Origin of the sequence: Mesorhizobium qingshengii, assembly GCF_027563465.1 — a bacterium.
GTDB classification, from domain to species: domain Bacteria; phylum Pseudomonadota; class Alphaproteobacteria; order Rhizobiales; family Rhizobiaceae; genus Mesorhizobium; species Mesorhizobium qingshengii_A.
On sequence record NZ_JAPFQA010000008.1, the window covers coordinates 18826 to 39520 of the forward strand.

Annotated in this window: 20 protein-coding genes; 9 read left to right on the forward strand and 11 right to left on the reverse strand. The window is 63.4% G+C overall.

Going from position 1 to position 20695, the window contains the following annotated elements:
* Window positions 1–71: 71 nt before the first annotated feature.
* The 5 genes from OOJ09_RS18610 (at window position 72) to OOJ09_RS18630 (ending at window position 3660) form a co-directional block, all read left to right on the forward strand.
* Window positions 72–605, forward strand: a complete 534-nt coding sequence (locus tag OOJ09_RS18610) for a sigma-70 family RNA polymerase sigma factor (RefSeq protein WP_420107524.1) — start codon at window positions 72–74, stop codon at window positions 603–605.
* Window positions 602–1375 carry an anti-sigma factor family protein gene (locus tag OOJ09_RS18615; RefSeq protein WP_269906582.1) on the forward strand — a complete coding sequence of 258 codons (774 nt, stop codon included), beginning with the start codon at window positions 602–604 and terminating at the stop codon, window positions 1373–1375. Before OOJ09_RS18610 ends, OOJ09_RS18615 begins: the two co-directional genes overlap by 4 nt.
* 23 nt (window positions 1376–1398) lie before the next feature.
* Window positions 1399–2115, forward strand: a complete 717-nt coding sequence (locus OOJ09_RS18620; RefSeq protein ID WP_091586422.1) for a Bax inhibitor-1/YccA family protein — start codon at window positions 1399–1401, stop codon at window positions 2113–2115.
* Between the two features lie 173 nt (window positions 2116–2288).
* Window positions 2289–3170, forward strand: a complete 882-nt coding sequence (locus tag OOJ09_RS18625) for an aldose 1-epimerase family protein (RefSeq protein ID WP_269906583.1) — start codon at window positions 2289–2291, stop codon at window positions 3168–3170.
* Window positions 3171–3267: 97 nt separating this feature from the next.
* The gene (locus OOJ09_RS18630; RefSeq protein WP_269906584.1) at window positions 3268–3660 is read left to right on the forward strand and encodes a GFA family protein; all 393 of its coding nucleotides are present in this window, start codon (window positions 3268–3270) and stop codon (window positions 3658–3660) included.
* A gap of 71 nt (window positions 3661–3731) precedes the next feature.
* Here OOJ09_RS18630 and OOJ09_RS18635 read toward each other — a convergent pair whose 3' ends face one another.
* On the reverse strand, window positions 3732–5249 hold the full coding sequence (locus OOJ09_RS18635; protein WP_269906585.1) for a winged helix-turn-helix domain-containing tetratricopeptide repeat protein: 1518 nt from the start codon (window positions 5247–5249) through the stop codon (window positions 3732–3734).
* Between the two features lie 126 nt (window positions 5250–5375).
* Here OOJ09_RS18635 and OOJ09_RS18640 point away from each other — a divergent pair, with 126 nt between their 5' ends.
* Both OOJ09_RS18640 and OOJ09_RS18645 read left to right on the forward strand, forming a co-directional pair.
* The gene (locus OOJ09_RS18640; RefSeq protein ID WP_269906586.1) at window positions 5376–5636 is read left to right on the forward strand and encodes a DUF1127 domain-containing protein; all 261 of its coding nucleotides are present in this window, start codon (window positions 5376–5378) and stop codon (window positions 5634–5636) included.
* Between the two features lie 457 nt (window positions 5637–6093).
* A complete protein-coding gene (locus OOJ09_RS18645; protein WP_269906587.1) occupies window positions 6094–6234 on the forward strand; it encodes a hypothetical protein in 141 nt (46 codons plus the stop codon).
* Window positions 6235–6355: 121 nt separating this feature from the next.
* Here OOJ09_RS18645 and OOJ09_RS18650 read toward each other — a convergent pair whose 3' ends face one another.
* From OOJ09_RS18650 to OOJ09_RS18695, 10 genes are all read right to left on the reverse strand, one after another.
* A complete protein-coding gene (locus OOJ09_RS18650) occupies window positions 6356–7174 on the reverse strand; it encodes an MBL fold metallo-hydrolase (RefSeq protein ID WP_269906588.1) in 819 nt (272 codons plus the stop codon).
* Window positions 7175–7177: 3 nt separating this feature from the next.
* Window positions 7178–7972 carry a TatD family hydrolase gene (locus tag OOJ09_RS18655; protein WP_269906589.1) on the reverse strand — a complete coding sequence of 265 codons (795 nt, stop codon included), beginning with the start codon at window positions 7970–7972 and terminating at the stop codon, window positions 7178–7180.
* Window positions 7972–9525: a methionine--tRNA ligase gene (gene metG, locus OOJ09_RS18660; protein ID WP_269906590.1), complete on the reverse strand. Its 1554-nt coding sequence runs from the start codon at window positions 9523–9525 to the stop codon at window positions 7972–7974. The genes OOJ09_RS18655 and metG overlap by 1 nt, the downstream gene beginning before the upstream one ends.
* Window positions 9526–9614: 89 nt before the next feature.
* Entirely contained in the window at window positions 9615–10670 is a 1056-nt protein-coding gene (locus tag OOJ09_RS18665; RefSeq protein ID WP_269906591.1) for a DNA polymerase III subunit delta', read from the reverse strand.
* The gene (tmk, locus tag OOJ09_RS18670) at window positions 10667–11341 is read right to left on the reverse strand and encodes a dTMP kinase (RefSeq protein WP_269906592.1); all 675 of its coding nucleotides are present in this window, start codon (window positions 11339–11341) and stop codon (window positions 10667–10669) included. The genes OOJ09_RS18665 and tmk overlap by 4 nt, the downstream gene beginning before the upstream one ends.
* An 85-nt stretch (window positions 11342–11426) precedes the next feature.
* Window positions 11427–12593 (reverse strand): D-alanyl-D-alanine carboxypeptidase family protein, encoded by a 1167-nt coding sequence (locus OOJ09_RS18675; protein ID WP_269906593.1) that lies wholly within the window; start codon window positions 12591–12593, stop codon window positions 11427–11429.
* A 104-nt stretch (window positions 12594–12697) separates the two neighbouring features.
* Complete coding sequence (locus OOJ09_RS18680) at window positions 12698–13930, reverse strand: septal ring lytic transglycosylase RlpA family protein (protein WP_269906594.1); 1233 nt, start codon at window positions 13928–13930, stop codon at window positions 12698–12700.
* Window positions 13931–14349: 419 nt separating this feature from the next.
* Complete coding sequence (gene cydX, locus OOJ09_RS18685; protein ID WP_269906595.1) at window positions 14350–14481, reverse strand: cytochrome bd-I oxidase subunit CydX; 132 nt, start codon at window positions 14479–14481, stop codon at window positions 14350–14352.
* Between the two features lie 22 nt (window positions 14482–14503).
* Entirely contained in the window at window positions 14504–15658 is a 1155-nt protein-coding gene (cydB, locus tag OOJ09_RS18690) for a cytochrome d ubiquinol oxidase subunit II (protein WP_269906596.1), read from the reverse strand.
* A gap of 27 nt (window positions 15659–15685) precedes the next feature.
* A complete protein-coding gene (locus OOJ09_RS18695; protein ID WP_269906597.1) occupies window positions 15686–17260 on the reverse strand; it encodes a cytochrome ubiquinol oxidase subunit I in 1575 nt (524 codons plus the stop codon).
* A gap of 102 nt (window positions 17261–17362) precedes the next feature.
* On the opposite strand from OOJ09_RS18695, the gene OOJ09_RS18700 reads away from it, so the two are divergent.
* The gene (locus OOJ09_RS18700; RefSeq protein WP_269906598.1) at window positions 17363–19021 is read left to right on the forward strand and encodes an ABC transporter transmembrane domain-containing protein; all 1659 of its coding nucleotides are present in this window, start codon (window positions 17363–17365) and stop codon (window positions 19019–19021) included.
* On the forward strand, window positions 19018–20652 hold the full coding sequence (locus OOJ09_RS18705) for an ATP-binding cassette domain-containing protein (protein WP_269906599.1): 1635 nt from the start codon (window positions 19018–19020) through the stop codon (window positions 20650–20652). The genes OOJ09_RS18700 and OOJ09_RS18705 overlap by 4 nt, the downstream gene beginning before the upstream one ends.
* The last annotated feature ends 43 nt before the right edge of the window (window positions 20653–20695 follow it).

Here is a 20695-nt window from a genome sequence, read left to right on the forward strand (position 1 = left end):
GATGTCGTCCAGCGATCGAAAAAAAATCGCACGGCAGGGATTAAAACCCCCACATGCTCCGTAAACAGGGCATGAAACGGTCGATGCCACGCTTCGATATTGTTGGACAACTCGGGTCGCTGCGCCGTTACGCACGCTCCTTGACGCGCGACGGCACGGACGCCGAGGATCTCGTGCATGACGCGCTGGTGCGCGCCTATGAGCGTCGCGGCACGTTCCGCTCCAGCGGAAACCTGCGCGCATGGCTACTGTCGATCGTCCACAACGCCTTCGTCGATCGCATGCGCGCGCGTCGCTCGGAAGCAGCGCGCCTCGATCAGGCCGGATACCTTGCCGATGGCAGCACGCCGGCGCCACAGGAACATTCGGTGCGCCTTGCGCAGGTGCGCGAGGCCTTTCTCGGCCTGCCGGAAGAGCAGCGTTCGGCACTGCATCTCGTCGCCATCGAAGGCCTTTCCTACAGCCAAGCCGCCGATGCCAGCGGCGTGCCGTTGGGCACGCTGATGTCACGTATCAGCAGGGCGCGCGCCGCACTGCGCGAGATGGAGGACGCGACGCCCTCAAAGGCCAAAAACCACCTCAGGATCGTTGGAGACCCGTCATGATCGCAACTGTCGATCCCGTGACCGATGCCGACCTCGATGCCTATGTCGACGACCAGCTCGACGTCAGCCGCCGCATCGAGGTCGAGGCGTTTCTGTCCACCCGTCCAGAGGCCGCGGCGCGCGTGATGTCGGATCTGAGGACCCGCGACGAGCTGCGCGTGGCGCTTGCCGGCTCCAGGGGCATGGCGAGGCTGGCGACCGCCGATGCCGCGCGGCGGCTGGAGAGGGGGCTTGCCCGGGGCCGCATCTTCGGCGTGTTGCAGCGCGCTGCTGCGATTGCCGCCTTCATTGCCGCCGGCTGGCTGGCGAACGGGATCATCGGGCCAATGTCGGTGACCAAGGTGGTCGCTTCGCCGCAGCCGCCGGCCTATCTGGAGGAGGCGATTAGCGCGCACAGAACGACGCTGGTACGCGAGAGCATGCCATCGCAGCCGGAAGCGCCCAACTACAACGCCGGCGAGATCCGTGCCGCGACCGCCATCGTCATGCCGTCGCTACCCAAGGGATGGAAGGTGCGCGACGTGCAGATCTATCCTTCGCGTTTCGGCCCGAGCGTCGAGATGGCGGTCGAGACCAAGGACATGGGCCTAGTCTCGCTGTTTGCCATCCGGCCGGGAAACTTCGATGTCGTCAAGCCGACGGTCGCGCCCTCTGGCGACATTTCCTCGGCCTATTTCCAGATCGGCGAGGTCGCCTACGCGGTGGTGGCGCGAAGCGAGGTCCATGACCTCGACCGCGCCGCCGAGACGCTCGCCAGAACGCTCTACTGACCGATCCACAAAGGAGAATTCAAATGAACACTCCCAATCTGGGATACCGCGCGGGCGCCGGCGCCCAAACCGGAGCCATTTATGACGAGGGCCTGCGCCAGCACATGCTGCGCGTTTACAACTACATGGGCCTTGGCCTCGTTGTCACCGGCCTGGTCGCCTTCATGGTGTCGTCGACGCCCGCGCTTTACGTGCCGATCTTCTCCAGCCCGCTGAAATGGGTGGTGATGCTGGCGCCGCTTGCCTTTGTCATGCTGTTCTCGTTCAAGATGCAGACCATGTCGGCGGCCAGCGCCCAGGCGATGTTCTGGGCCTTCTGCGCGGTCATGGGCCTGTCGCTGGCCTCCGTGTTCCTGGTCTTCACCGGCACCAGCATCGCGCGCACCTTCTTCATCGCCGCCACCATGTTCGGCGCCACCAGCCTCTACGGCTATACTACCAGGCGCGACCTGACCCAGTTCTCGTCGTTCCTGATCATGGGCCTGATCGGCGTGGTGATCGCCAGCATCGTCAACATCTTCCTCGGCTCGACCGCGCTGCAGTTCGCCATCTCGGTGATCGGCATCGCCGTGTTCGTCGGCCTGACCGCGTGGGATACGCAGACGATCAAGGAGCAGTATGCGGAGAATTTCGACGCGGAGTCGCGCCAGAAGCTCGCCGTCTTCGGCGCCTTCTCGCTCTATCTGAATTTCATCAATATCTTCCAGCTGTTGCTGAACTTCACCGGCGAACGCGAGTAACGACTGTCCGTTGCGGGTGAGGGCGAGGAATATCGCCCGGGATGTAAAGAGGTGGCCGGGGAGATCCTCCGGCCACAATTCGTTCTGGCGAGGCCCGGCCACACCTTGAGTCCCCAAGAGCTTTTGTTAGTCTGCCCACCGCACCAGCCTTCAACAACGGCCCGCGAGGACATGTGGCACAGGACAGCCAAACGCTTCATGGCGACGGCATCTCGGCGATCATAGTCGCGCAGGGCGCCGAACTGGTTTCGCTGCAAGATGCGCAGGGATTTGAGTTCCTCTGGCAGGCCGGGCCGGCCTGGCGGCGCCATTCGCCGGTGCTGTTTCCGATCGTCGGCCGGTTGAAGGCAGACCAACTGCGCCATAGAGGCCGGACCTACCCGATGACGCAGCACGGCTTCGCCCGCGACAAGCCATTTGCCTGGGCGGAGAGGGGGCCGCGATCCTGCACGATGGTTCTCACCGACGACGCCGATACCCGTGCGCACTACCCCTTCGCCTTCCGTCTGGCGGTGACCTACACGCTGGATCGCCAGCAGCTTGGCGTGACCTTCGACATCACCAACACCGGCGATGAGCCGCTGCCGGCGTCAATCGGAGCGCATCCGGCGTTCAATTGGCCGTTGCTGCCGGATCTGGCCAAGACCGATTACCGGCTGACTTTTGCCGACGATGAGCGGGCGCAGATCCGCCGGCTGAAGGACGGCCTGCTTACGGCAACGCTGGAGCCAACACCTGTCGCAGGCATGACCCTCGATCTCTCCGAACGCCTGTTCGACGATGACGCCGTCATTCTCGATCAACCCGCCAGCACCAGCGTGCGCTACGCCGCCAGGCGTGGTCCGGCGATCGAGATGGCGTGGCAGGGATTTCCTGTACTGGGCATCTGGTCAAAGCCCGGTGGCGCGCCGTTCCTGTGCATCGAACCCTGGCATGGCATTGCGAGCCCGGTGGACTTCGATGGCGACTTCATCGACAAACCTGGCCTTATGCTGATCGCGCCAGCAGCGAAGCGCCTGCTGAGCTATCAGATCCGGCTGATCGGATCGGTTTGAAAACCGGGGCGGAGAGGAAGCCCGGGACCGGGTGCGCAGAGCATCGTGGACGCCGGCGCCGGGACATTCCGACGCTTGATTTTAGAGGAGACGCAACATGGACCGATTCACGGGCGGCTGCCTTTGCGGCGACGTCCGGATTATCGCGTCGGGACGCCCATACCGGGTGGGCATTTGTCACTGTCTCGACTGCCGCAAGCATCATGGGGCGCTTTTCTACGCTGCCGCGGTGTTCGCTCAGGACGCGGTGACGATCGAGGGCGAAACACGCGACTACGCCGGGCGTTTTTTCTGTCCCCGCTGCGGGTCGTCGGTTTTCGCCCGCAGCGCGGACGAAATCGAAGTGCACCTGGGAGCCCTGGATGCCCCTGACCAACTGATGCCAACCTACGAAAGCTGGATCGTCCGTCGCGAGTCCTGGTTGCCGCCGTTTCCGCTCACGCGGCGATACGAGCGCGACCGTGACGCCACGGGTCGCTTTGAGGAGTAGGTGGGACGAGCGGTTCGAAGGCCAAATTTGTGCCTTGATCGAGATATCAAACCTTCGATCCCGCCGGCGCGTCACTCCGGAAGACCGGCCTTGCGGAAGCCATCGACGAAATGCTCGAGCGTCGCCGCATCGCGGAACGGCTCCGTCGCGACCCAGTGGCGGGTCGTGAAATGCGGGTTGCTGACGAGGAACAGTTCGACCTCCGCGCGCGCCTCGTCGAGCCGGCCGAGTTGCGCAAGGCTTGCCGCCAGGAAACGGCGTGAGCTGGTGCGATAAGTCTCGTCCCTGCGCAGCGTCTCGACCGCGGCGTCGTATTCGTGCGCCGCATATTGTGCCGCGCCGAGCGTCAGATAGTACCAGCTTGCCGGAAACGGGTTCAGCCGGAACGCCTTGCGAATATGCTCGAGGCCCTCTTCGACCCGCCCGGCCAGAACCGCGATATCGGACAATGTCGCCCATGCGTCGGCCTCGTTCGGGTCGAGCTGAAACGCGTTGGCGAATTCCGCATCCGCCTCGGCGAAGCTGCGCTCATAGGCAAGCAGGTTGGCCAGGACCCAGTGGCAGCCAGCGTCGTTGGGGTCGATCGCCACGGCTTTGCGCGCCAGTTCCAGGGCAAGGCGACGGTTTGGCTCAATGGGTTCGCCCCAGTGCACCCATCCCATCCAGTGGTTCATGGCAAGCCAGCGATAGGCCTCGGCGTATTCCGGATCGAGCGATACCGCGCGCGTGAGCATCAGATGCGCTTCCCGCGCCGTCTGCGGCGAATCGTCGATCAGCTTGCGCGCCCGCACGCAGAGATCGTAGGCCTCGAGATTTCTGGGCCGGTTGCGCGGCGGCGGTGCGCGCAGCCGGCCGAGCAACGCCTCCACGATCTTGGCCGTTACCTCGTCCTGAACGGCAAAGATATCTTCCAGGCTGCGATCAAAGCGTTCCGCCCATAGATGTTCGCCGCTCACAGCGTCGACCAGCTGGGCGTTGATGCGCACGCGCCCCGCGGCGCGTCGTGCGCTACCCTCCAGCAGATAGCGCACGCCGAGCTCCTCAGCGATCGCACGCACGTCCATCGCCTTGCCTTTGTAGGCAAAGGTCGAGTTGCGCGCGATAACGAACAGGCCGGAGATTCTCGACAGGTCGGTGATCAGGTCTTCGGTCAACCCATCGGCAAAGGAGTCCTGCTCGGGATCGTTGCTGAAATTGACGAAGGGCAGCACGGCTATCGATGGTTTGCCGGGCAGCGGCAGGGGTTTTCGCTTCGCGCCACCGAGTTGTTCGATGGCCCCCGTGAAGCGGTAGCCGACGCGCGGAACCGTGGCGATCCATTCACCGCCATCGGCGGCCGGGCCAAGCAGCTTGCGCAGCTGCGCGATCTGGACGGTGAGGTTGCCTTCCTCGACGGCCGTGCCCGGCCAGGCCGCGTCCATCAAGTCGGCCTTGGCCAGGATTTCACCGGGTCGTCCGACGAGCGCCGCAAGCAGCTTTAGCCCACGATAGCCAACGGCAACGGGCACGTCGTTCCGAAGCAGCGTTCCCGCACCGGAATCAAGCACGAATGGACCAAAGGCAAAGCGCTCTCCCTGCATGGGGCGCATCTATAGCCCGTTTGGAAGTTTTGAGAACTATTTGGGAAGGCTTAATTACGGCGCTGTTCGCATCCTGCAGAATTCAACCTCTTTCAGGTCGAGGGCCCTGGGCCCCTAAACCACATGGAGGTTGCCATGAACGATATCCTTGCGTCGGCCCCGCATCAGGCAGCACGGCCGGGAACGCCGGTGGGGCTGGCGGACGTGCCGGTCCGGCACTTGGCGACCCTGCGAAGCATTATCGCGACCTTGCGCGAGCGGACCTGGCGCGAGCGGATACGCTTTCGCTGGGAACTCGAGCAAATGTCGAAGGACAATCCGCATTTGATCGACGATATCGGCATGACGAGACGGCAGGTCGAGGCAGAGATCGCCAAGCCCTTCTGGCAACGATAAGGCGAAACCCTTGAAGCCCGCTTGCCACCCCCAAGGCCGACCGGTGCACCGAGCGGTGCTTGTCGAAAGGTCCATAGGGAAGGGAGGTTGCCTCGCGCATGATCTCGGGACAACCCGCGCGGCTTGATATTGTAGTCGCCGCTTGTGCTCTCGCCGAGACATCCAAATGCCGGCTGTCATCATACCGGCTGTTGTGCATTTCCTCAGCGCCTCCTTGCTAATGGCTGGTTGGGGGCGCTCGGTCCGCTTCTCGCACGCGAGCGTCGTATCTAGGTCTGCCCGATTGTCACGCCCCAGGTCCAGCACGGTGTTCGACGCTGCGACGTCCGTTGCTTGGTCTGCCGCCGTGTTTAAGCGAATGAACGAGGCGGACCCGCAGGCTCCCTTGGCCGCCATCCGAAAGTCGCATAAGATAGATTATGGAACTGACGCGTTGGGCTGAGACTGGAAAATGCTGATGTTTTTCATCGGCTTGACGGTTGGCAAACTGGCCGTTGAACCAACCACGTGGTTCGGCTGCAAGCACCGCGTAATGTGCAACGGCAGTGGTCCGGACGCGCTCAAGGCCCAGGAGGACTTGGCCAGCGAATGCCGGTGACGTGGCTTGGCTCGCTTCAGCGGTCTTGGCCAGATCGACTGGATTTGCGTCGGAGACCAAGACCAGGAAAAGCCCGTTGCTGTAATGCGACAATGCCGACGGCAATGAAGAGCCGTTCCTATCACGCTGATCTATAAGGAGTTTCAATCACCATTCCGTCATAGGCCGGCTCGACGTTCGCGGGTGTCTCGGCCATCACCGTGGCGTAGTCGAGCGGCACATGCATATGCGTCAGGACGGCGTGTTTTGGCGCCAGCCGCTCGATCCAGCCAAGTGCCTCGCCAAGCGACAGATGACTTGGGTGCGACCGGTATTGCAGCGCGTCGATGATCAGTGCGTCGAGGTCGCGCAGTCGCTCGACGGTGGCATCCGGAAAGTCGCTGATATCAGGGCAATAGGCGATGCCGCCGATGCGAAAACCGAGCGAGATGATGTCCCCGTGGACCTGCGGCAATGGCTCAAGGGTGAGGGCACCCCCCTCTCCTTCGATGACCACCGGTCTGACATGGTCGATGATATGTGCCCTGACGATCGGCGGATAGGAACTGCCTTGCGGCGTCTCGAAGCAGTATCCGAACGCTTGCCGCAGCCGAAGCATTGTTACCCCGTCGGCATGGATGTCGATCAGCTGGCGCTGCTCGAGGACGAAACCGCGCAGATCGTCGATGCCGTGGATATGATCGGCATGCGGATGGGTATAGACGACCGCATCGAGACGCTTGACCGATGCCAGCAGCATCTGCTGGCGGAAGTCAGGTCCGGTGTCGATGACAACGGTGGTGCGAGCGCCGTTCGCCGCGATCCGTTCGACCAGAACAGCGGTGCGCATGCGCCGGTTCCTCGGGTTGTTCGGGTCGCAATTGCCCCAGTCGCCAGTGATGCGCGGCGCACCTGGCGACGAGCCGCAGCCGAGAATGGTAACGCGCAGCCGGTCGGTCATCGTTCAGGCGCTTTGCTCGGCAGGTCGCGGCATCTTGCCGAACAGACGGAAGAAATTGTTCGTCGTCAGCGTCGCGATTTCGGCCTCGCTGACGCCGATTGTTTCCGCCAGCACCTTGGCCGTGTGCGCGACATAGGCCGGCTCGTTGCGCTTGCCGCGAAACGGTATGGGCGCCAGGTAGGGTGCGTCGGTTTCGACCAGCAGGCGGTCATGCGGCACGTCGGCGGCAATGGCGCGCAATTCGGCCGAGTTCTTGAAGGTCAGGATGCCCGAGAAGGACACATAACCGCCGAGCGCGACGCCAATTTCGGCCAGCCGCCTTCCGGAGGAAAAACAGTGCAGGATGAAGGGGAAGGCGCCCTTCCCTGTTTCGTCCTCGAGAATGGCTGCCATATCGTCATCGGCGTCGCGCGCATGAATGACCAGTGGCAGCGCTGTCTCACGGGCAGCGGCGATGTGATTGCGAAACACCCGCGCTTGCGCATCGCGCGGCGCTTTGTCGTAGAAGTAATCCAGCCCCGCCTCGCCGATCGCCACCACTTTCGGATGAACCGACAGATGGACAAGATCCGCGGCGGTGACGTCGAGCTCTTCCGCGGCATTGTGCGGATGGGTGCCGACCGAGCAATAGACTTCGTCGAAAGTCTCTGCGATTTCAAGGATTTGCTGAAACCGCTTGACGCGCGTCGAGATCGTCACCATGCGGCCAATTCCGGCCGCTTTGGCGCGGGCGACAATGGCCGCCCGCTCCTCGGCGAAGTCTGGAAAATCCAGATGGCAATGGCTGTCGACGAGCATCAGCTGTTCGCGTCCGGCTGTTCGACGTAACGCGGAAACACCCCCTCCGGCACGGGCAACGCAGTGCCAGGCACCAGCGCATGGTCCGCGTGGACATGCACGAAATCGCGCCTGTCAGCCGGCACCGCCAGCAGGTCGAGCAGCTTGGTGGCCGACCCTGGAATGAAGGGCTGGCACAGCAGCGCCACGCGCCGCACCACTTCGGCGGTCGTCCACAGCACCGTTTCCATGCGCGCCGGGTTGGTCTTCTTCAGCGCCCATGGTTCCTGCCCGGCGAAATACCGGTCGGCTTCGGCCACCACGCCGAAGATCGCTGCCAGCGCCAGATGGATGCCCTGCTCGACCATTGCCTTGCGCGCGATGGCAAGAGCGCTGACCGCCTGATCGAGGATCGCCTTGTCGGCGTCCGTGAGGTCGCCGCGTTTGGGAACCACGCCGCCACAATTCTTGGCGATCATCGACAGTGAGCGCTGCGCCAGATTGCCGAGACCGTTGGCGAGGTCGGCATTGGTGCGGTTGACGATCGCTTCATGGCTGTAGCTGCCGTCCTGGCCGAACGGCACTTCGCGCAGGAAGAAATAGCGCACCTGGTCGAGACCGTAATGCTCGATCATGGTGAACGGGTCGATGACGTTGCCGACCGACTTCGACATCTTCTCGCCGCGGTTGAACAGGAAGCCGTGGCCGAAGACGCGCCTCGGCAGTTCGATGCCGGCCGACATCAGGAAGGCTGGCCAGTAGACGGCATGAAAGCGGACGATGTCCTTGCCGATGATGTGCGCGTCGGCGGGCCAGAAACGCCAATTATCAGCATTTTCATCTGGATAGCCAACACCGGTGATGTAATTGGTCAAGGCGTCGACCCAGACATACATCACATGCTTGTCGTCGCCCGGCACCGGCACGCCCCAGTCGAAGGTGGTGCGCGAGATCGACAGGTCCTTGAGGCCTGACTTGACGAAGCTCATCACCTCGTTGCGCCGCTCGGCCGGGCCGATGAAGTCGGGCTGGCTTTCATAGAGCGAGATGAGCTTGTCCTGATAGGCCGAGAGGCGGAAGAAATAGCTCTCTTCCTCGACCCATTCGACCGGCGTTCCCTGCGGCCCGTAGCGGACATTGTCGGGGCGGACCTCTGTCTCTTCCTCGCCGTAGTAGGCTTCGTCGCGCACCGAGTACCAGCCGGCATAGCCGCCCTTGTAGATGTCGCCATTGCCGGCCATCGCCTTCCAGATCGCCTGCGACGCCGCATAGTGACGCTCTTCCGTGGTGCGGATGAAATCGTCGTTTGAAGCGTTGAGCGCAATCGCCATGCGCTGGAAATCGGCCGAGTTGCGGTCGGCCAGTTCGCGCGCCGAAATGCCTTCCCGCTTCGCCGTCTGCAGCATCTTGATGCCGTGCTCGTCGGTGCCGGTAAGGAAGAAAACCTGCTTGCCGTCAAGCCGCTGGAAGCGCGCAAGCGCGTCGGTGGCGATCAACTCGTAGGCATGGCCGATATGCGGCTTGCCGTTCGGATAGGAAATCGCGGTCGTGATGTAGAATGTGTCGCGTGACATGAATGAACCGTCATGAATGTCTGAATGGAAGGCGTGGCGGTGGATATCGCATCGGGGCGGCGATTGCCATCCCGGGGCCGGAAACCCCGTCACATTCGCATTGCAGAAATCAGGCGGTCGATCATGGTCAGGGCGTGCTGCTTCTTGTCGAGATTATAGGTGTCGGTCTCAGATATAGCGTCCAGCGCTTCATGCCAAGTGTCCGACAGCGTTTTGGCCCGGGCGAGATCGCCTGCCAATGCTGCCTGGCTCGCGGCGTTCGATAACAGCTCCAGCGCCCGGCGGTTGAAGATGTCGAACTGGATCGCCTGGTCGCGGCCGGCGACAGCCTCGGCAAGGCGAAACGCTCCGCCGACATCGCTCTTTCTTGCCGCCACCAGGGCGTCGAGCGTCTCGGCGATTTCCAACCCGCCATATTGCGTCAACAGGATGGCGCTGCGCGCGCTGCCCCCTGCCCGCTCGGCCAGTGCCGCCCGCGCTGCCGGGTCGACCGGCGGCGGCGGTTCGGCTGTTTCCAGCACCGCCATCAGGTCGTCGGCCCCGAGCGGCGTCAACCGCACCACTTGGCAGCGCGACCGGATCGTCGGCAGCAGGCTGCCCGGCGCATGGACGATGAGAATGAACAGGGTTCGTGCCGGCGGCTCCTCGAGATTCTTCAGCAAGGCATTGGCGGCATTGGTGTTCATGTCGTCGGCCGGATCGACGATGACGACCCGGTAGCTGCCGTCATGCGAAGTCAGCGACAGGAAGCGGCTGACCTTGCGGATCTCGTCGACCGTGACGACGGTCTTGAAGCTCTTGGTCTTGTCGTTCGCCGGGCGGGTCAAATGCAGTACGCAAGGGTGCGCCCCGGTGGCGATCTGGCGAAACAGCGACGAGGCCGGATCTGGAACGGCAAGGCTTTCCGGCGCTTGCTCGAAGGCCGGGTGCTTCAACAGATGATGCGCAAGATGGAAAGCGAGCGTCGCCTTGCCGATGCCGACCGGTCCGGCGAAGATCAGCGCATGCGGCAGCTTGCCGGAACGATAGGCGGCGGTCAGCATGTTCGCCGCCTGGGCATGTCCTACCAGACGTGGCGTTTCGGACGGCTCGGGCACGCCGTCCAGCGTGTCGTGCTGCTCCGGTGCGATGCGTTCGAAGATCATGCCGGTGTTACCTGCCTGTCGCGCGCTGGCGCTCTTGCCTCGAGCGCCGCGAACACGGCGGCGGTAACGACATTCTCCACCGTATCGGGATCGGCGGCCGCGTCGATGACGATACAGCGTTCCGGCTCGGCCGCCGCAATTGCCAGAAATGCCGCCCGGCGGGCCTGATGGATGGCCAGCGTCTCCTTTTCGAAGCGGTCGGCTGCTGCTTCGGAGCCGCGGCGCGCCGTGGCGCGCCTGAGGCCCTCGGCCGGGTCTATGTCGAAGATCAGCGTCATGTCTGGCATCATGCCGTTGATGGCGACCTGCTCCAGCCTGTCCATGAACGCCTGATCGATGCCCCCGGTGACACCCTGATAGACACGTGAAGAATCCAGGAAGCGATCACAAAGCACGATAGAGCCACGCTCGACCGCTGGCCGGATGACCTGCTCGACATGGTCGGAGCGCGCGGCGGCGAAAAGCAGCGCTTCCATCTTTGGCCCGAACGGTTCGGCGGCGCCCGAAAGCAGCACGTGCCTGACCGCTTCGGCGCCTGGCGAGCCGCCAGGCTCACGGGTGAGGAGGACATCATATCTCTTGGCGCGCATCTTGGTCGCCAGCCGCTCGATCTGCGTCGACTTGCCTGCTCCCTCGCCGCCTTCGAAGGTGATGAAAAATCCTCGCGCCAATCGAAAGGCCTTTGTCCATGCATGAGTGGATTGATCTTAGCGCTCTAGATAGTCCGCGTCCGGGAAAACGTCCATGCCGTCGGTGCTATCGCAGCCAGCCGATCGCCAGTTCCTTTGCAGCGTCAAGAGCGCGCTGCGGCAGCGTGCCGACGCCGATCGACTCGGCGGCGAAAAGCGGCGTCTCCTGGCTGAGCGTGTCGCCGATCCAGACGCGCAGCGCACCCACTGGCTGCCCCTCCTCCACTGGCGCGGCAACCGGGCCGGTGTAGACGATCCTGGCTGTCAGCTTGTCGCGATTGGTGATCGGCAGGAAGATCTCGATCGGCCCTTTGGCCTTCAGCATCACCCCGGATTTCGCGCCGCCAAAAACCTGGGCTTCGCCGACAACCTCGTCCTTGGCGAAGATTTCGGTCTTCTCGAAAGAGCGAACACCCCAGTCGAGCAACTTGCGCGCCTCCTCGGCGCGCTCCTTGTCGCTGGCCAGCCCGCTCATTGCCGCGATCACCCGCGTGCCGTTGTGGCTGACCGAACCGACGATGCCGAACCCTGACGCCTCGCTCGCGCCAACGGCCAGGCCATCGGCGCCGATGTCCATCGTCAGGAGCGGATTGCGGTTCCTCTGCGAGATCTTGTTCCAGGCAAAATCCTTCTGGCCATAGTAGCGATAGAAATCCGGATAATCGCGCCACAGATGCAGGGCCAACTGCGCCAGTTCGCGCACGGTCGTCTGCTGGCCGTCGGCCGGCAGGCCGGTCGAATTGACGAAAGTCGATGTCTTGAGGCCGATCTGGCGGGCGCGTTCGGTCATCTGCGCGGCGAAATTGTCCTCGGATCCGGCCATGCCTTCGGCGATGACGATGCAGCCGTCATTGGCCGCCTGCACGGTAACCCCTTGAATGAGGTCCTCGAGCCGGATCGACGACTTGAGCTTGGCAAACATCGTCGATGTTCCCGACGGTGCACCGCCTTTGCGCCAGGCATTCTCGCTCACCACAAACGTGTCGTCGAACTTCAGCCGTCCCGACTTGATGGCGTTGAAAACCACTTCCATGGTCATCAGCTTGGCCATCGAGGCCGGCGGGATCGGTTTGTCGGCATCTTTGGAAAACAGCACCGTGCCGGTCTCGGCGTCGATCATGAAGACCTGCGTGGCCTTGGTCTCGAAAAGCTGCGCGCGGGCTGGAGCCAAGGAAAGCACTAACAGGCAAAAAGCCAGAAGCCCGACGAAAGGCTGGAGCAAGCGAAATGACATGATGTTCGACCCGTTGGCCGGAAGGTCCGGCAAGCCCGGAAAAAGTATCAGGCTTTTTCTACAACTGATCAACCGCATAGCGGAAAATCCAGGCCGGCTTCCGCTCAGTTACGCACAGCCAGTGCATCCGGCGCGCCATGCGCCCAAGCCGCTTGCAGCAAATCATCCACGCTGCCGTGGCCGTCCGGATAGAGGTTCACCGAGTACCAATCCTTGCCATCCAGATCGGAACGCTGGATTTCGGCCTTGCCAAAGGGTTCAAGCGCTGCGGCCAGGCGCCTTGCTTCTGCTGCGTCATCGAAGGAGCCGGCGGCGACATAGTCGGAAGCGGGCGATGACGCCCGCGAATTTGATTTTTTCCACGACTGCAGGATATCGGCGGGCGACATGCCGTTGTCGTCCAGCGCGGCAAAGACATCGGCGCGCTGCACGTGCTCATCCGCATAGGACAGCGAGGCCACGGCAAACGGCGATTGCGGGGGCAGATTGATCTCCGGGCGCTCCGGCACGATCGGGCCAGAATCGGGCAGCGCCAGATCGCCAAGGGCCGGCGACTGCGCCGACAGGACCGGCTCAGCCGCCCCTGAATCAGTCAACTGACCGGGAAACGGTACGGCGGCGGCACCGACGGGGAGGCTCGGAGACGGTCCATTCATGGCGACCATGACGCCGGTCGGCAATCCATCCGACGGATCCGGCGCCCTGTTGCCGGGGTGATAGGAAGCCATCAGATACTGGTCGTCATTGCCGTCGAGCGGCGCACGGCCGACATACTCGACCTTTACCTCGGCGGTGCCGATGTTGGCATAGTCAAGCATCTGGGCGGCGCGCTCCGACACATCGATGATGCGACCCTCGTGATAAGGGCCGCGATCGTTGACGCGCACGATGACCGAACTGCCGGTCTTGAGATTGGTGACGCGGGCATAGCTTGGCAGCGGCATGGTCGGGTGCGCCGCCGTCAGGTGCGTCATGTCGTAGACTTCGCCATTGGCGGTAAGCCGGCCATGGAAGGCATCGCCATACCAGGAGGCTAGGCCAACCTTGGCGTAATGCTTGTCTTCCTTGGGATAGTACCACTTGCCGCGGACCTGATAGGGCTTGCCGAGCTGGTCACGGCCGCCGCCACGTTGCAGGCCAGCCATCTTGAAGGTGACACGCGGGCTTGCCTTCACGCCATATTCGGATTCGGAGAAATATTCCTTGGAGCGGGTCTTCTTGTAGACCATCGCTTTCGGTTCAGGCTGCGACGCGCAAGCCGCCAGCAAGGCAGCCGACATGGCGAACAACGCGACCGTAGCAGCGCGACGGAGACGCGGGTGCGTCATAGCCTGCATTTTCCTGAAGTCCCCTACAGTCTCGACTGAGACGCCGCTGCCTAACCATCAGAGGAGCCAAAGCACTCACTCGACGAATACCAACGACGCCTTGAACCCCGATCCTTTGTGCGCAGGAATTGTTTATCACCGTATTAATCGATTGTGGCCGGAACCGGGCAAGATTGTGGCGCCTCCACTGCGTTGACAGCCCTGAGGAGCAACGGCTTTCCGTTCGTTCGGGCGAAGGTCAGGCTCGGGATTGTCGGTGGCCCGCCCGGGATCAGAGCGGGCACTCGAGCAATCGCAAATTGCCGAAGGAATAGCCGAGCAGTTCAAGGCGCCGGTCTTGAAATCCGCTTGCAGCCTTAGCGTCCTGCCCTGCCGTCTTGCCTATAGTCCTTTGTTTGCAAGACAATCGCCGGGCTGAAGCCGCCCTGTCATGGCGTGTTTAGATGCTCATTTCTTTCTGACGGTTGCGCGCGAACCGCGCGCAACTCGTACCAGAGGGCATTTAGGATGCCGACCGTGGTGGCCAGTCCGAGGCCGAGGATCCAGGCGAAATACCACATCGTTGCAATCTCCAATCTCGTTTCAGTACGCCGATGAACCGGCCCCGCGTACCGAGCGTTCGCTGACCTTGCCCCAAAGCACGCTGTAGACCCAGGCTGTGTAGGCAAGGATCAGCGGTAGGAAGATGACAGTTGCGATCAGCATGTTGCGCAGCGTCGCCCGGCTCGAGGATGCGTCGAACACGGCAAGCGAATGGCCCGGATTGCTGCTTGACGGCAGGATGATCGGGAACATCGCCAAGCCGACAGTCGCGATGATGCAGAGCACGCCAAGCTTCGATGCGAGGAAGGTGAGGCCTTCGCGACGCGTACGGAAGCCGGCCGCGGCGACCAGCGGCGCCACGATGCCCAGCGCGGGCACCAGGCAAAGGACCGGCGTGGCATTGAAGTTGCGCAGCCAGGCGCTCGAATTCGCGATCACTGTCTTGCCAAGCGGATTGGACGGTCCATCCCAGACGATGGCGCTGGTCACCTCATAGCCGCCGAGCAGCCCGAGCCAGACAAGCACGCCGCCGCCGGCAAACAGGACAGCCGCGGCAAGCGCGGCCTTGCCGCCGATGATGCGGGCGCGGTCGGCCACCGGCCCTTCCGCCTTGAATGTCAGCCATGCCGCGCCGTGCATGACAAGCATGGTCAGTGAAACCAGGCCGCAATAAAGCGCCACCGGATTGAGCAGGCCGAACAGGGTGCCTTCATAGAACGGCCGCAGGTCGGTGGAGAAGTGGAACGGCACGCCTCTCAGCGCATTGCCCACCGCCACGCCGAAGATGAGCGCCGGCACGGCGCCGCCGATGAACAGCGCCCAGTCCCAGTTCGAGCGCCAGCGGGGATCCTCCCGCTTGGAGCGGTATTTGAAGCCGACCGGCCGCAGGATCAGCGCGAACAGCACCAGGAACATGGCGAGGTAGAAGCCCGAGAAGCTCACTGCGTAGAGCGCCGGCCAGGCAGCGAAGATGGCGCCGCCGCCCAGGATAAACCAGACCTGGTTGCCTTCCCAGACCGGTCCGACGGTGTTGATGGCAACACGCCGCTCGATATCGGTTTTTGCGACGAACGGCAGCAGTGCCCCCACGCCCATGTCAAAGCCGTCGGTCACCGCGAAGCCCATCAAAAGAACGCCAAGCAGCGCCCACCATATGATCCGCAGCGTTTCGTAGTTGAAGAGAAAATCGATCATCGTCGTTGTTCCTTGCAGGTCCCGGGTTTATCGGGCGGCCGCCAGATGGACTTGTGTGCCTTCGCCGAAGGGAGGCGCGATGTCCGCGCCGACAGCCGGCCCTTTCGCTATCGCCTGCAACATCAGCTTCACCTCGATCACCGCCAGCACGCCATAGACGAGGGTGAAGCCCAGGATGGTAATCAGAAGGTCGGGAATACCGAGCTCGGACGTCGCCAGGAACGTCGGCAGCGTGCCCTCGATGATCCAGGGCTGGCGGCCGAATTCGGAGACGAACCAACCGAGCTCCGCGGCTAGCCATGGCAATGGCATCGCGATCAGCGCGATGCAAAGCAGCCAGCGCGGCGCCGGCGTCTCGCGCATCGTATGCCAGAGCGAGATCGCGAAGACGGCAAGCAGCAGGAAGGCGCACAGCACCATGATCCGGAAGGTGAAGAAGATCGCCGGCACTTCCGGCACGGTCGACCATGCCGCCTGCTTGATCTGATCGTCATTGGCCTGGCGTGGATCATCGATATAGCGCTTCAGCAGCAGGGCGTAGCCAAGATCCTTGCTTGTCGCGTCGAAGCTGGCGCGTGCCGCCGCGTCGCCATGGTTGACCTTGAGCTTTTCCAGGGCGTCGTAGGCTGTCAGCCCGTTGCGGATCCGCCCCTCGGCCCTCTGGACGAGTTCGAAGATGCCGGGAATCTCCTTGTCGATCGAACGGGTGCCGATAAGGCCCATGACCCAAGGGATACGCACGGCGAAACGGGTCGTGCGATCACTCATGCTGGGAACGCCGAACGCTGTGAAGGAGGCCGGAGCCGGCTCGGTCTCCCACATCGCCTCCATGGCGGCGAGCTTCATCTTCTGGTTGTCGGTGATGTCGTAGCCGCTCTCGTCACCGAGTACGATGACCGACAGCGATGAGGCGATGCCGAAAGCCGAGGCGATAACAAAAGACCGCTTGGCGAGTTCGATGTGCCGCCCGCGCAGCATGTAGTAGGCCGAGACGCCGAGCACGAAGACGGCGCCGCAGACATAGCCCGCCGAAACAGTGTGGACGAACTTCGCCTGCGCCACCGGGTTGAAGATGACGGCCATGAAGTCCGTCACCTCCATGCGCATCGTGTCCGGGTTGAAGGCTGAGCCGACAGGATTCTGCATCCAGCCATTGGCGATCAGGATCCATAGCGCCGAGAAATTGGTACCCAGCGCGACAAGCCAGGTGACCACCAGATGCGAGCGCGCCGAGAGCTTTTCCCAGCCGAAGAAGAACAGCCCGACGAAGGTCGCCTCCAGGAAGAACGCCATCAGGCCCTCGATCGCGAGAGGGGCGCCGAACACGTCTCCGACATAGTGCGAATAATAGGCCCAGTTCATGCCGAACTGGAATTCCATGGTGATGCCGGTGGCGACGCCGAGGGCGAAATTGATACCGAACAGCACACCCCAGAATTTGACCATGTCGCGCCAGATCGTGCGGCCGGTCATGACATAGACCGTCTCCATCATCGCAAGCATGATGGACAGGCCCAATGTCAGCGGGACGAACAGGAAATGGTACATCGCGGTCAGCGCGAATTGCAGTCGCGACAACTCCACAAGCAGTGGGCTGGTCATGGGAGAGCTCCGTTAAGGCGTTCCCTTCGATAGCGTGTTCGGCGGTCGCGCCTTTTGATGTGCGTCAATTCGCTGACGGCCCCGGCATGAGATTGAACCGTCATGCTCGAAACCGTTCTGAAACACCGCGGCAAACGCCCAACGGGGGCAAATCCGCCGCAGGCGGCCAATCCAGGGGCGCCCGCCCCCGGCAAGACACTCTGCGTTGCGCGCGGCCTTGCCGCTCCCGGCTTGCGTTCCGCCCTTGCATTGCAAGCGACGCGCGCGATGCTGCGGCTTGCCTTCATAGGTCTGGCGGCAATGTTCGTGGGCCGCATGATCTCGGGGAATGCAAGCTGGCTGCTGCTTGGCGCGACGCTGGTCAGCCTGATCCTCGGTTCTGTCGTCGGCCTGGTGGCCGACCGAGCTGTCGCCAATACGGAACTGAAGGTCGCCAACGGCCTGCTCGAGGCGCTGCGTCGCGCCCTCGCCGCGGCTCTTCCCTGCGACATCCAGGCGATGCCGCTCGGAACATTGATCGCCGGACTGCAACGCTATCCGCAAGCCGTGGCCGACCTGGCGGTCGGGCATCGCCTCGCGTCGACCATGTTGGGGCTGGGCCCGCTGCTTGCCGCAACCGTGATTGTCGCCGTTTCGTGGGAGGCGGCACTGGCGCTCGTCGTGCTGACCCCGGTGATGATCGTCTTTTTCGCTCTGATTGGCGGTGCGATCCGTAGCGGCGCCGACGCTCAGGAAAAGGCGTTCGGCCGTCTCGCCGCACAGTTCGCCGATCGCATCCGCACCTTGCCGACCATTCTTGGAAACCACGCGCTGAGCCGGGAAAGGCGCAAGCTCGCGGTGCGGCTGGATACCTATGCCTCGGGCACGATGGGCGTGCTCAGGATCGCCTTCCTCAACGCCGGCATCATCGACTTCTTCTCGTCGCTGTCGATCGCGATGCTCGCCGTGTTGCTCGGTCTCGGCCATCTCAAGCTGATCAGCATCCCCGGCTTTACCGACCTCCAGCTTTGGCAGAGCCTGTTCATCCTGATGATCGCGCCGGAGTATTTCGCCCCGTTCCGGCGCTACGCGGAGCAGTATCACGCCAAGGCCGAGGGCCTCGCCGCCGCCACCGCGCTCGACACGCTCGTTCTGGCCGCTCATCCGCAATCGCCGGCTTTCGAAGCCGCCATGGTGACCCGCGATCTGGCCGGTGCCGCATCGCTTCTGCCCCGAACCGGGCTGGTAGCCATCACCGGACCGAGCGGATCGGGCAAGTCGACCCTGCTGCGCCACCTTGCCGGGATCGGGTCCGCGCCATCTTTCGATGCGGATTTCGACACCCGCCCAGGCATCGCTTGGTGCTCCACCGACATCTATGTGCCGGAAGGCACGCTTGGCGCTGCCATCGCCTGGCAAAACGACCCATGTTGCCGGACCCGGCTGCTGCTTGCCGCGGGCAATGTCGGTCTTCTCGACGATGTGCTTCTGCCCGGTGGGCTTGACGCGCTGATCCAGGCCGGCGGTGAGAACCTCTCCGGCGGGCAACGGGTGCGCATTGGCCTGGCGCGTGCGCTGATCTCGGGCCGGGCCATCTTTGCCGACGAGCCGACCGCCAAGCTTGATCCCGGCAACGCCGCGATGGTGCGTCGTGCGCTTGCGGATGCGGCGTGCAGCCGGCTCGTCCTGGTGGCAACGCATGACAGAAGCCTGGCCCTGCTTGCCGGCACAACCATCGACCTCGGCGCGGACAACCGTCAGACACGGGAGAAAGTCGCATGAACGCTGCCGCGTCCTCGATCTCCGCGCAAGCGCGGATCGGCCCACCGCAAGAGCCTGTGCGAAACAGGGCACCGTGGCGCCTCGCCCTCGTTCTGGCATTTGCCGCCCTGGCGGGCGGCATCCTGCTGACCGGCGTGTCCGTGTGGTTTCTCGGCGCGGTCGCCCTGGCGGGCCTGACGCCCGCCGCGTTGACGTTCAACTTCCATGTCCCCGCCGCATTGATACGCCTGTTCGCCCTGACGCGGACGGCGGCAAAATATGGCGAGCGCGTTGTCGGCCATCGGGCGGCGCTCACGGATCAGGTCCGGCGCCGCTCGACGCTGTTCGCCGCGATGGCGGCGGCCCCCTCGGTGCGCAAGGCCGGCTGGCAGCTTGGCAACCAGGATCGCCTTGCCGACTATCTCGACGACGTCGAGGACGTGGATTATGCGCGCCTGCGCGTCAGCCTGCCGTCAGCGACCCTTGGCGTCGCCATTCTCTTGCTTGTCGCCGCGACCCTGTGGATAGCGCCGCTGGCAGTCGTGCCAATCCTGCTGCTCATCACGGTAAACACGGTCGGGGCCTATTTCCTGGCAAGCCGAGCCGACGCCGATCTGGCGGCCATGCGCGAAGGCAGGCAGCAGGCCTCCCGCCGGCTTGGCGCCGCGATACAGGCCGTGGTGCCATTGCAGGGCGAACGCCGCTGGGCTCTCATGCTTGAAGCGCCGTTCGATGGCTACGCCAATGCCCAGACGCGCGCGTTGGCGCTTCGCCACAGACAGGCCTTGTTCGATACGCTGGCCAACTGCGTGGCGCCATGCGCCATGCTGAGCGTCCTGGTGTCCGCCTGGTTGTCGGGCCTGCGCGGCGAGGCCCTTTTGGTGCCCGCCCTGCTGGCCTTCGCCTGGCTGGCCGTTGGGGAATCCGTACTGGGCGCATCGAAGATCGTCGTCGCCTTCGCGCGCGAGAAGCGGGCCCGGTCGACCCTGGCCAAGTGGAATACCCCGGACGGCGTGTCGCGCAAGCATGTCCCGGAGCGTATCTCCTCATTGACGCTAGACCGGTTGCCACGCCATGCCCCGGATGGCCGGCTGATTGGAAGGCCGGTCAGCGTGACCTTCAACGCTGGCAGGCCAACGGTCCTGCATGGCGCCAGCGGCTGCGGCAAGACCTCCTTGTTGAAGCAGATCGCCGGCTGGCTGGACGTCGGTGACGGATGCGTCTTGAGCGACGGCATCGGTCTCGATGTGGATGCGCGTCGCGCCATCAGTTGCTTCTGCCCCCACGATGCGACGGTTCTCGCCGACACCGTGCGCGAGAACCTGTTTGCCCCGCACGCCAGTGACGACGAATTGTGGAGTGCACTGAGCAGCGTGGAACTTCAGGACCGGATAAGGGCGGCGGGCGGCCTGGACGGCTGGATCACGCAGGATGTGCTATCGCTCGGCGAGGCGCAAAGGCTGAACCTCGCCCGTGCATGGCTGTCCAACCGGCCTGTCGTGCTTCTGGACGAGCCGACCGAGCATCTCGATACCGAACAGGGCAAGCGCGTTCTCGATGCGCTACTGCACCGGCTGCGGCAACGCATCGTCATCCTGTCGAGCCATGACGAGCTGACACCGAAAGGGACCGCGGCGGTTCGATTGCAATGATGCGACAGGGAACGATTTTCCGAAGTCGCGATATTTGAAGCGT

Bases quoted from the DNA above. Each gene is read 5' to 3' on its own strand.
- OOJ09_RS18610 (WP_420107524.1), top strand. From the start codon at position 72: ATGAAACGGTCGATGCCACGCTTCGATATTGTTGGACAACTCGGGTCG.
- OOJ09_RS18615 (WP_269906582.1), top strand. From the start codon at position 602: ATGATCGCAACTGTCGATCCCGTGACCGATGCCGACCTCGATGCCTAT.
- OOJ09_RS18620 (WP_091586422.1), top strand. From the start codon at position 1,399: ATGAACACTCCCAATCTGGGATACCGCGCGGGCGCCGGCGCCCAAACC.
- OOJ09_RS18630 (WP_269906584.1), top strand. From the start codon at position 3,268: ATGGACCGATTCACGGGCGGCTGCCTTTGCGGCGACGTCCGGATTATC.
- OOJ09_RS18635 (WP_269906585.1), bottom strand. From the start codon at position 5,249: ATGCGCCCCATGCAGGGAGAGCGCTTTGCCTTTGGTCCATTCGTGCTT.
- OOJ09_RS18640 (WP_269906586.1), top strand. From the start codon at position 5,376: ATGAACGATATCCTTGCGTCGGCCCCGCATCAGGCAGCACGGCCGGGA.
- OOJ09_RS18645 (WP_269906587.1), top strand. From the start codon at position 6,094: ATGTTTTTCATCGGCTTGACGGTTGGCAAACTGGCCGTTGAACCAACC.
- OOJ09_RS18650 (WP_269906588.1), bottom strand. From the start codon at position 7,174: ATGACCGACCGGCTGCGCGTTACCATTCTCGGCTGCGGCTCGTCGCCA.
- OOJ09_RS18655 (WP_269906589.1), bottom strand. From the start codon at position 7,972: ATGCTCGTCGACAGCCATTGCCATCTGGATTTTCCAGACTTCGCCGAG.
- metG (WP_269906590.1), bottom strand. From the start codon at position 9,525: ATGTCACGCGACACATTCTACATCACGACCGCGATTTCCTATCCGAAC.
- OOJ09_RS18665 (WP_269906591.1), bottom strand. From the start codon at position 10,670: ATGATCTTCGAACGCATCGCACCGGAGCAGCACGACACGCTGGACGGC.
- OOJ09_RS18675 (WP_269906593.1), bottom strand. From the start codon at position 12,593: ATGTCATTTCGCTTGCTCCAGCCTTTCGTCGGGCTTCTGGCTTTTTGC.
- OOJ09_RS18680 (WP_269906594.1), bottom strand. From the start codon at position 13,930: ATGCAGGCTATGACGCACCCGCGTCTCCGTCGCGCTGCTACGGTCGCG.
- cydX (WP_269906595.1), bottom strand. From the start codon at position 14,481: ATGTGGTATTTCGCCTGGATCCTCGGCCTCGGACTGGCCACCACGGTC.
- cydB (WP_269906596.1), bottom strand. From the start codon at position 15,658: ATGATCGATTTTCTCTTCAACTACGAAACGCTGCGGATCATATGGTGG.
- OOJ09_RS18695 (WP_269906597.1), bottom strand. From the start codon at position 17,260: ATGACCAGCCCACTGCTTGTGGAGTTGTCGCGACTGCAATTCGCGCTG.
- OOJ09_RS18700 (WP_269906598.1), top strand. From the start codon at position 17,363: ATGCTCGAAACCGTTCTGAAACACCGCGGCAAACGCCCAACGGGGGCA.
- OOJ09_RS18705 (WP_269906599.1), top strand. From the start codon at position 19,018: ATGAACGCTGCCGCGTCCTCGATCTCCGCGCAAGCGCGGATCGGCCCA.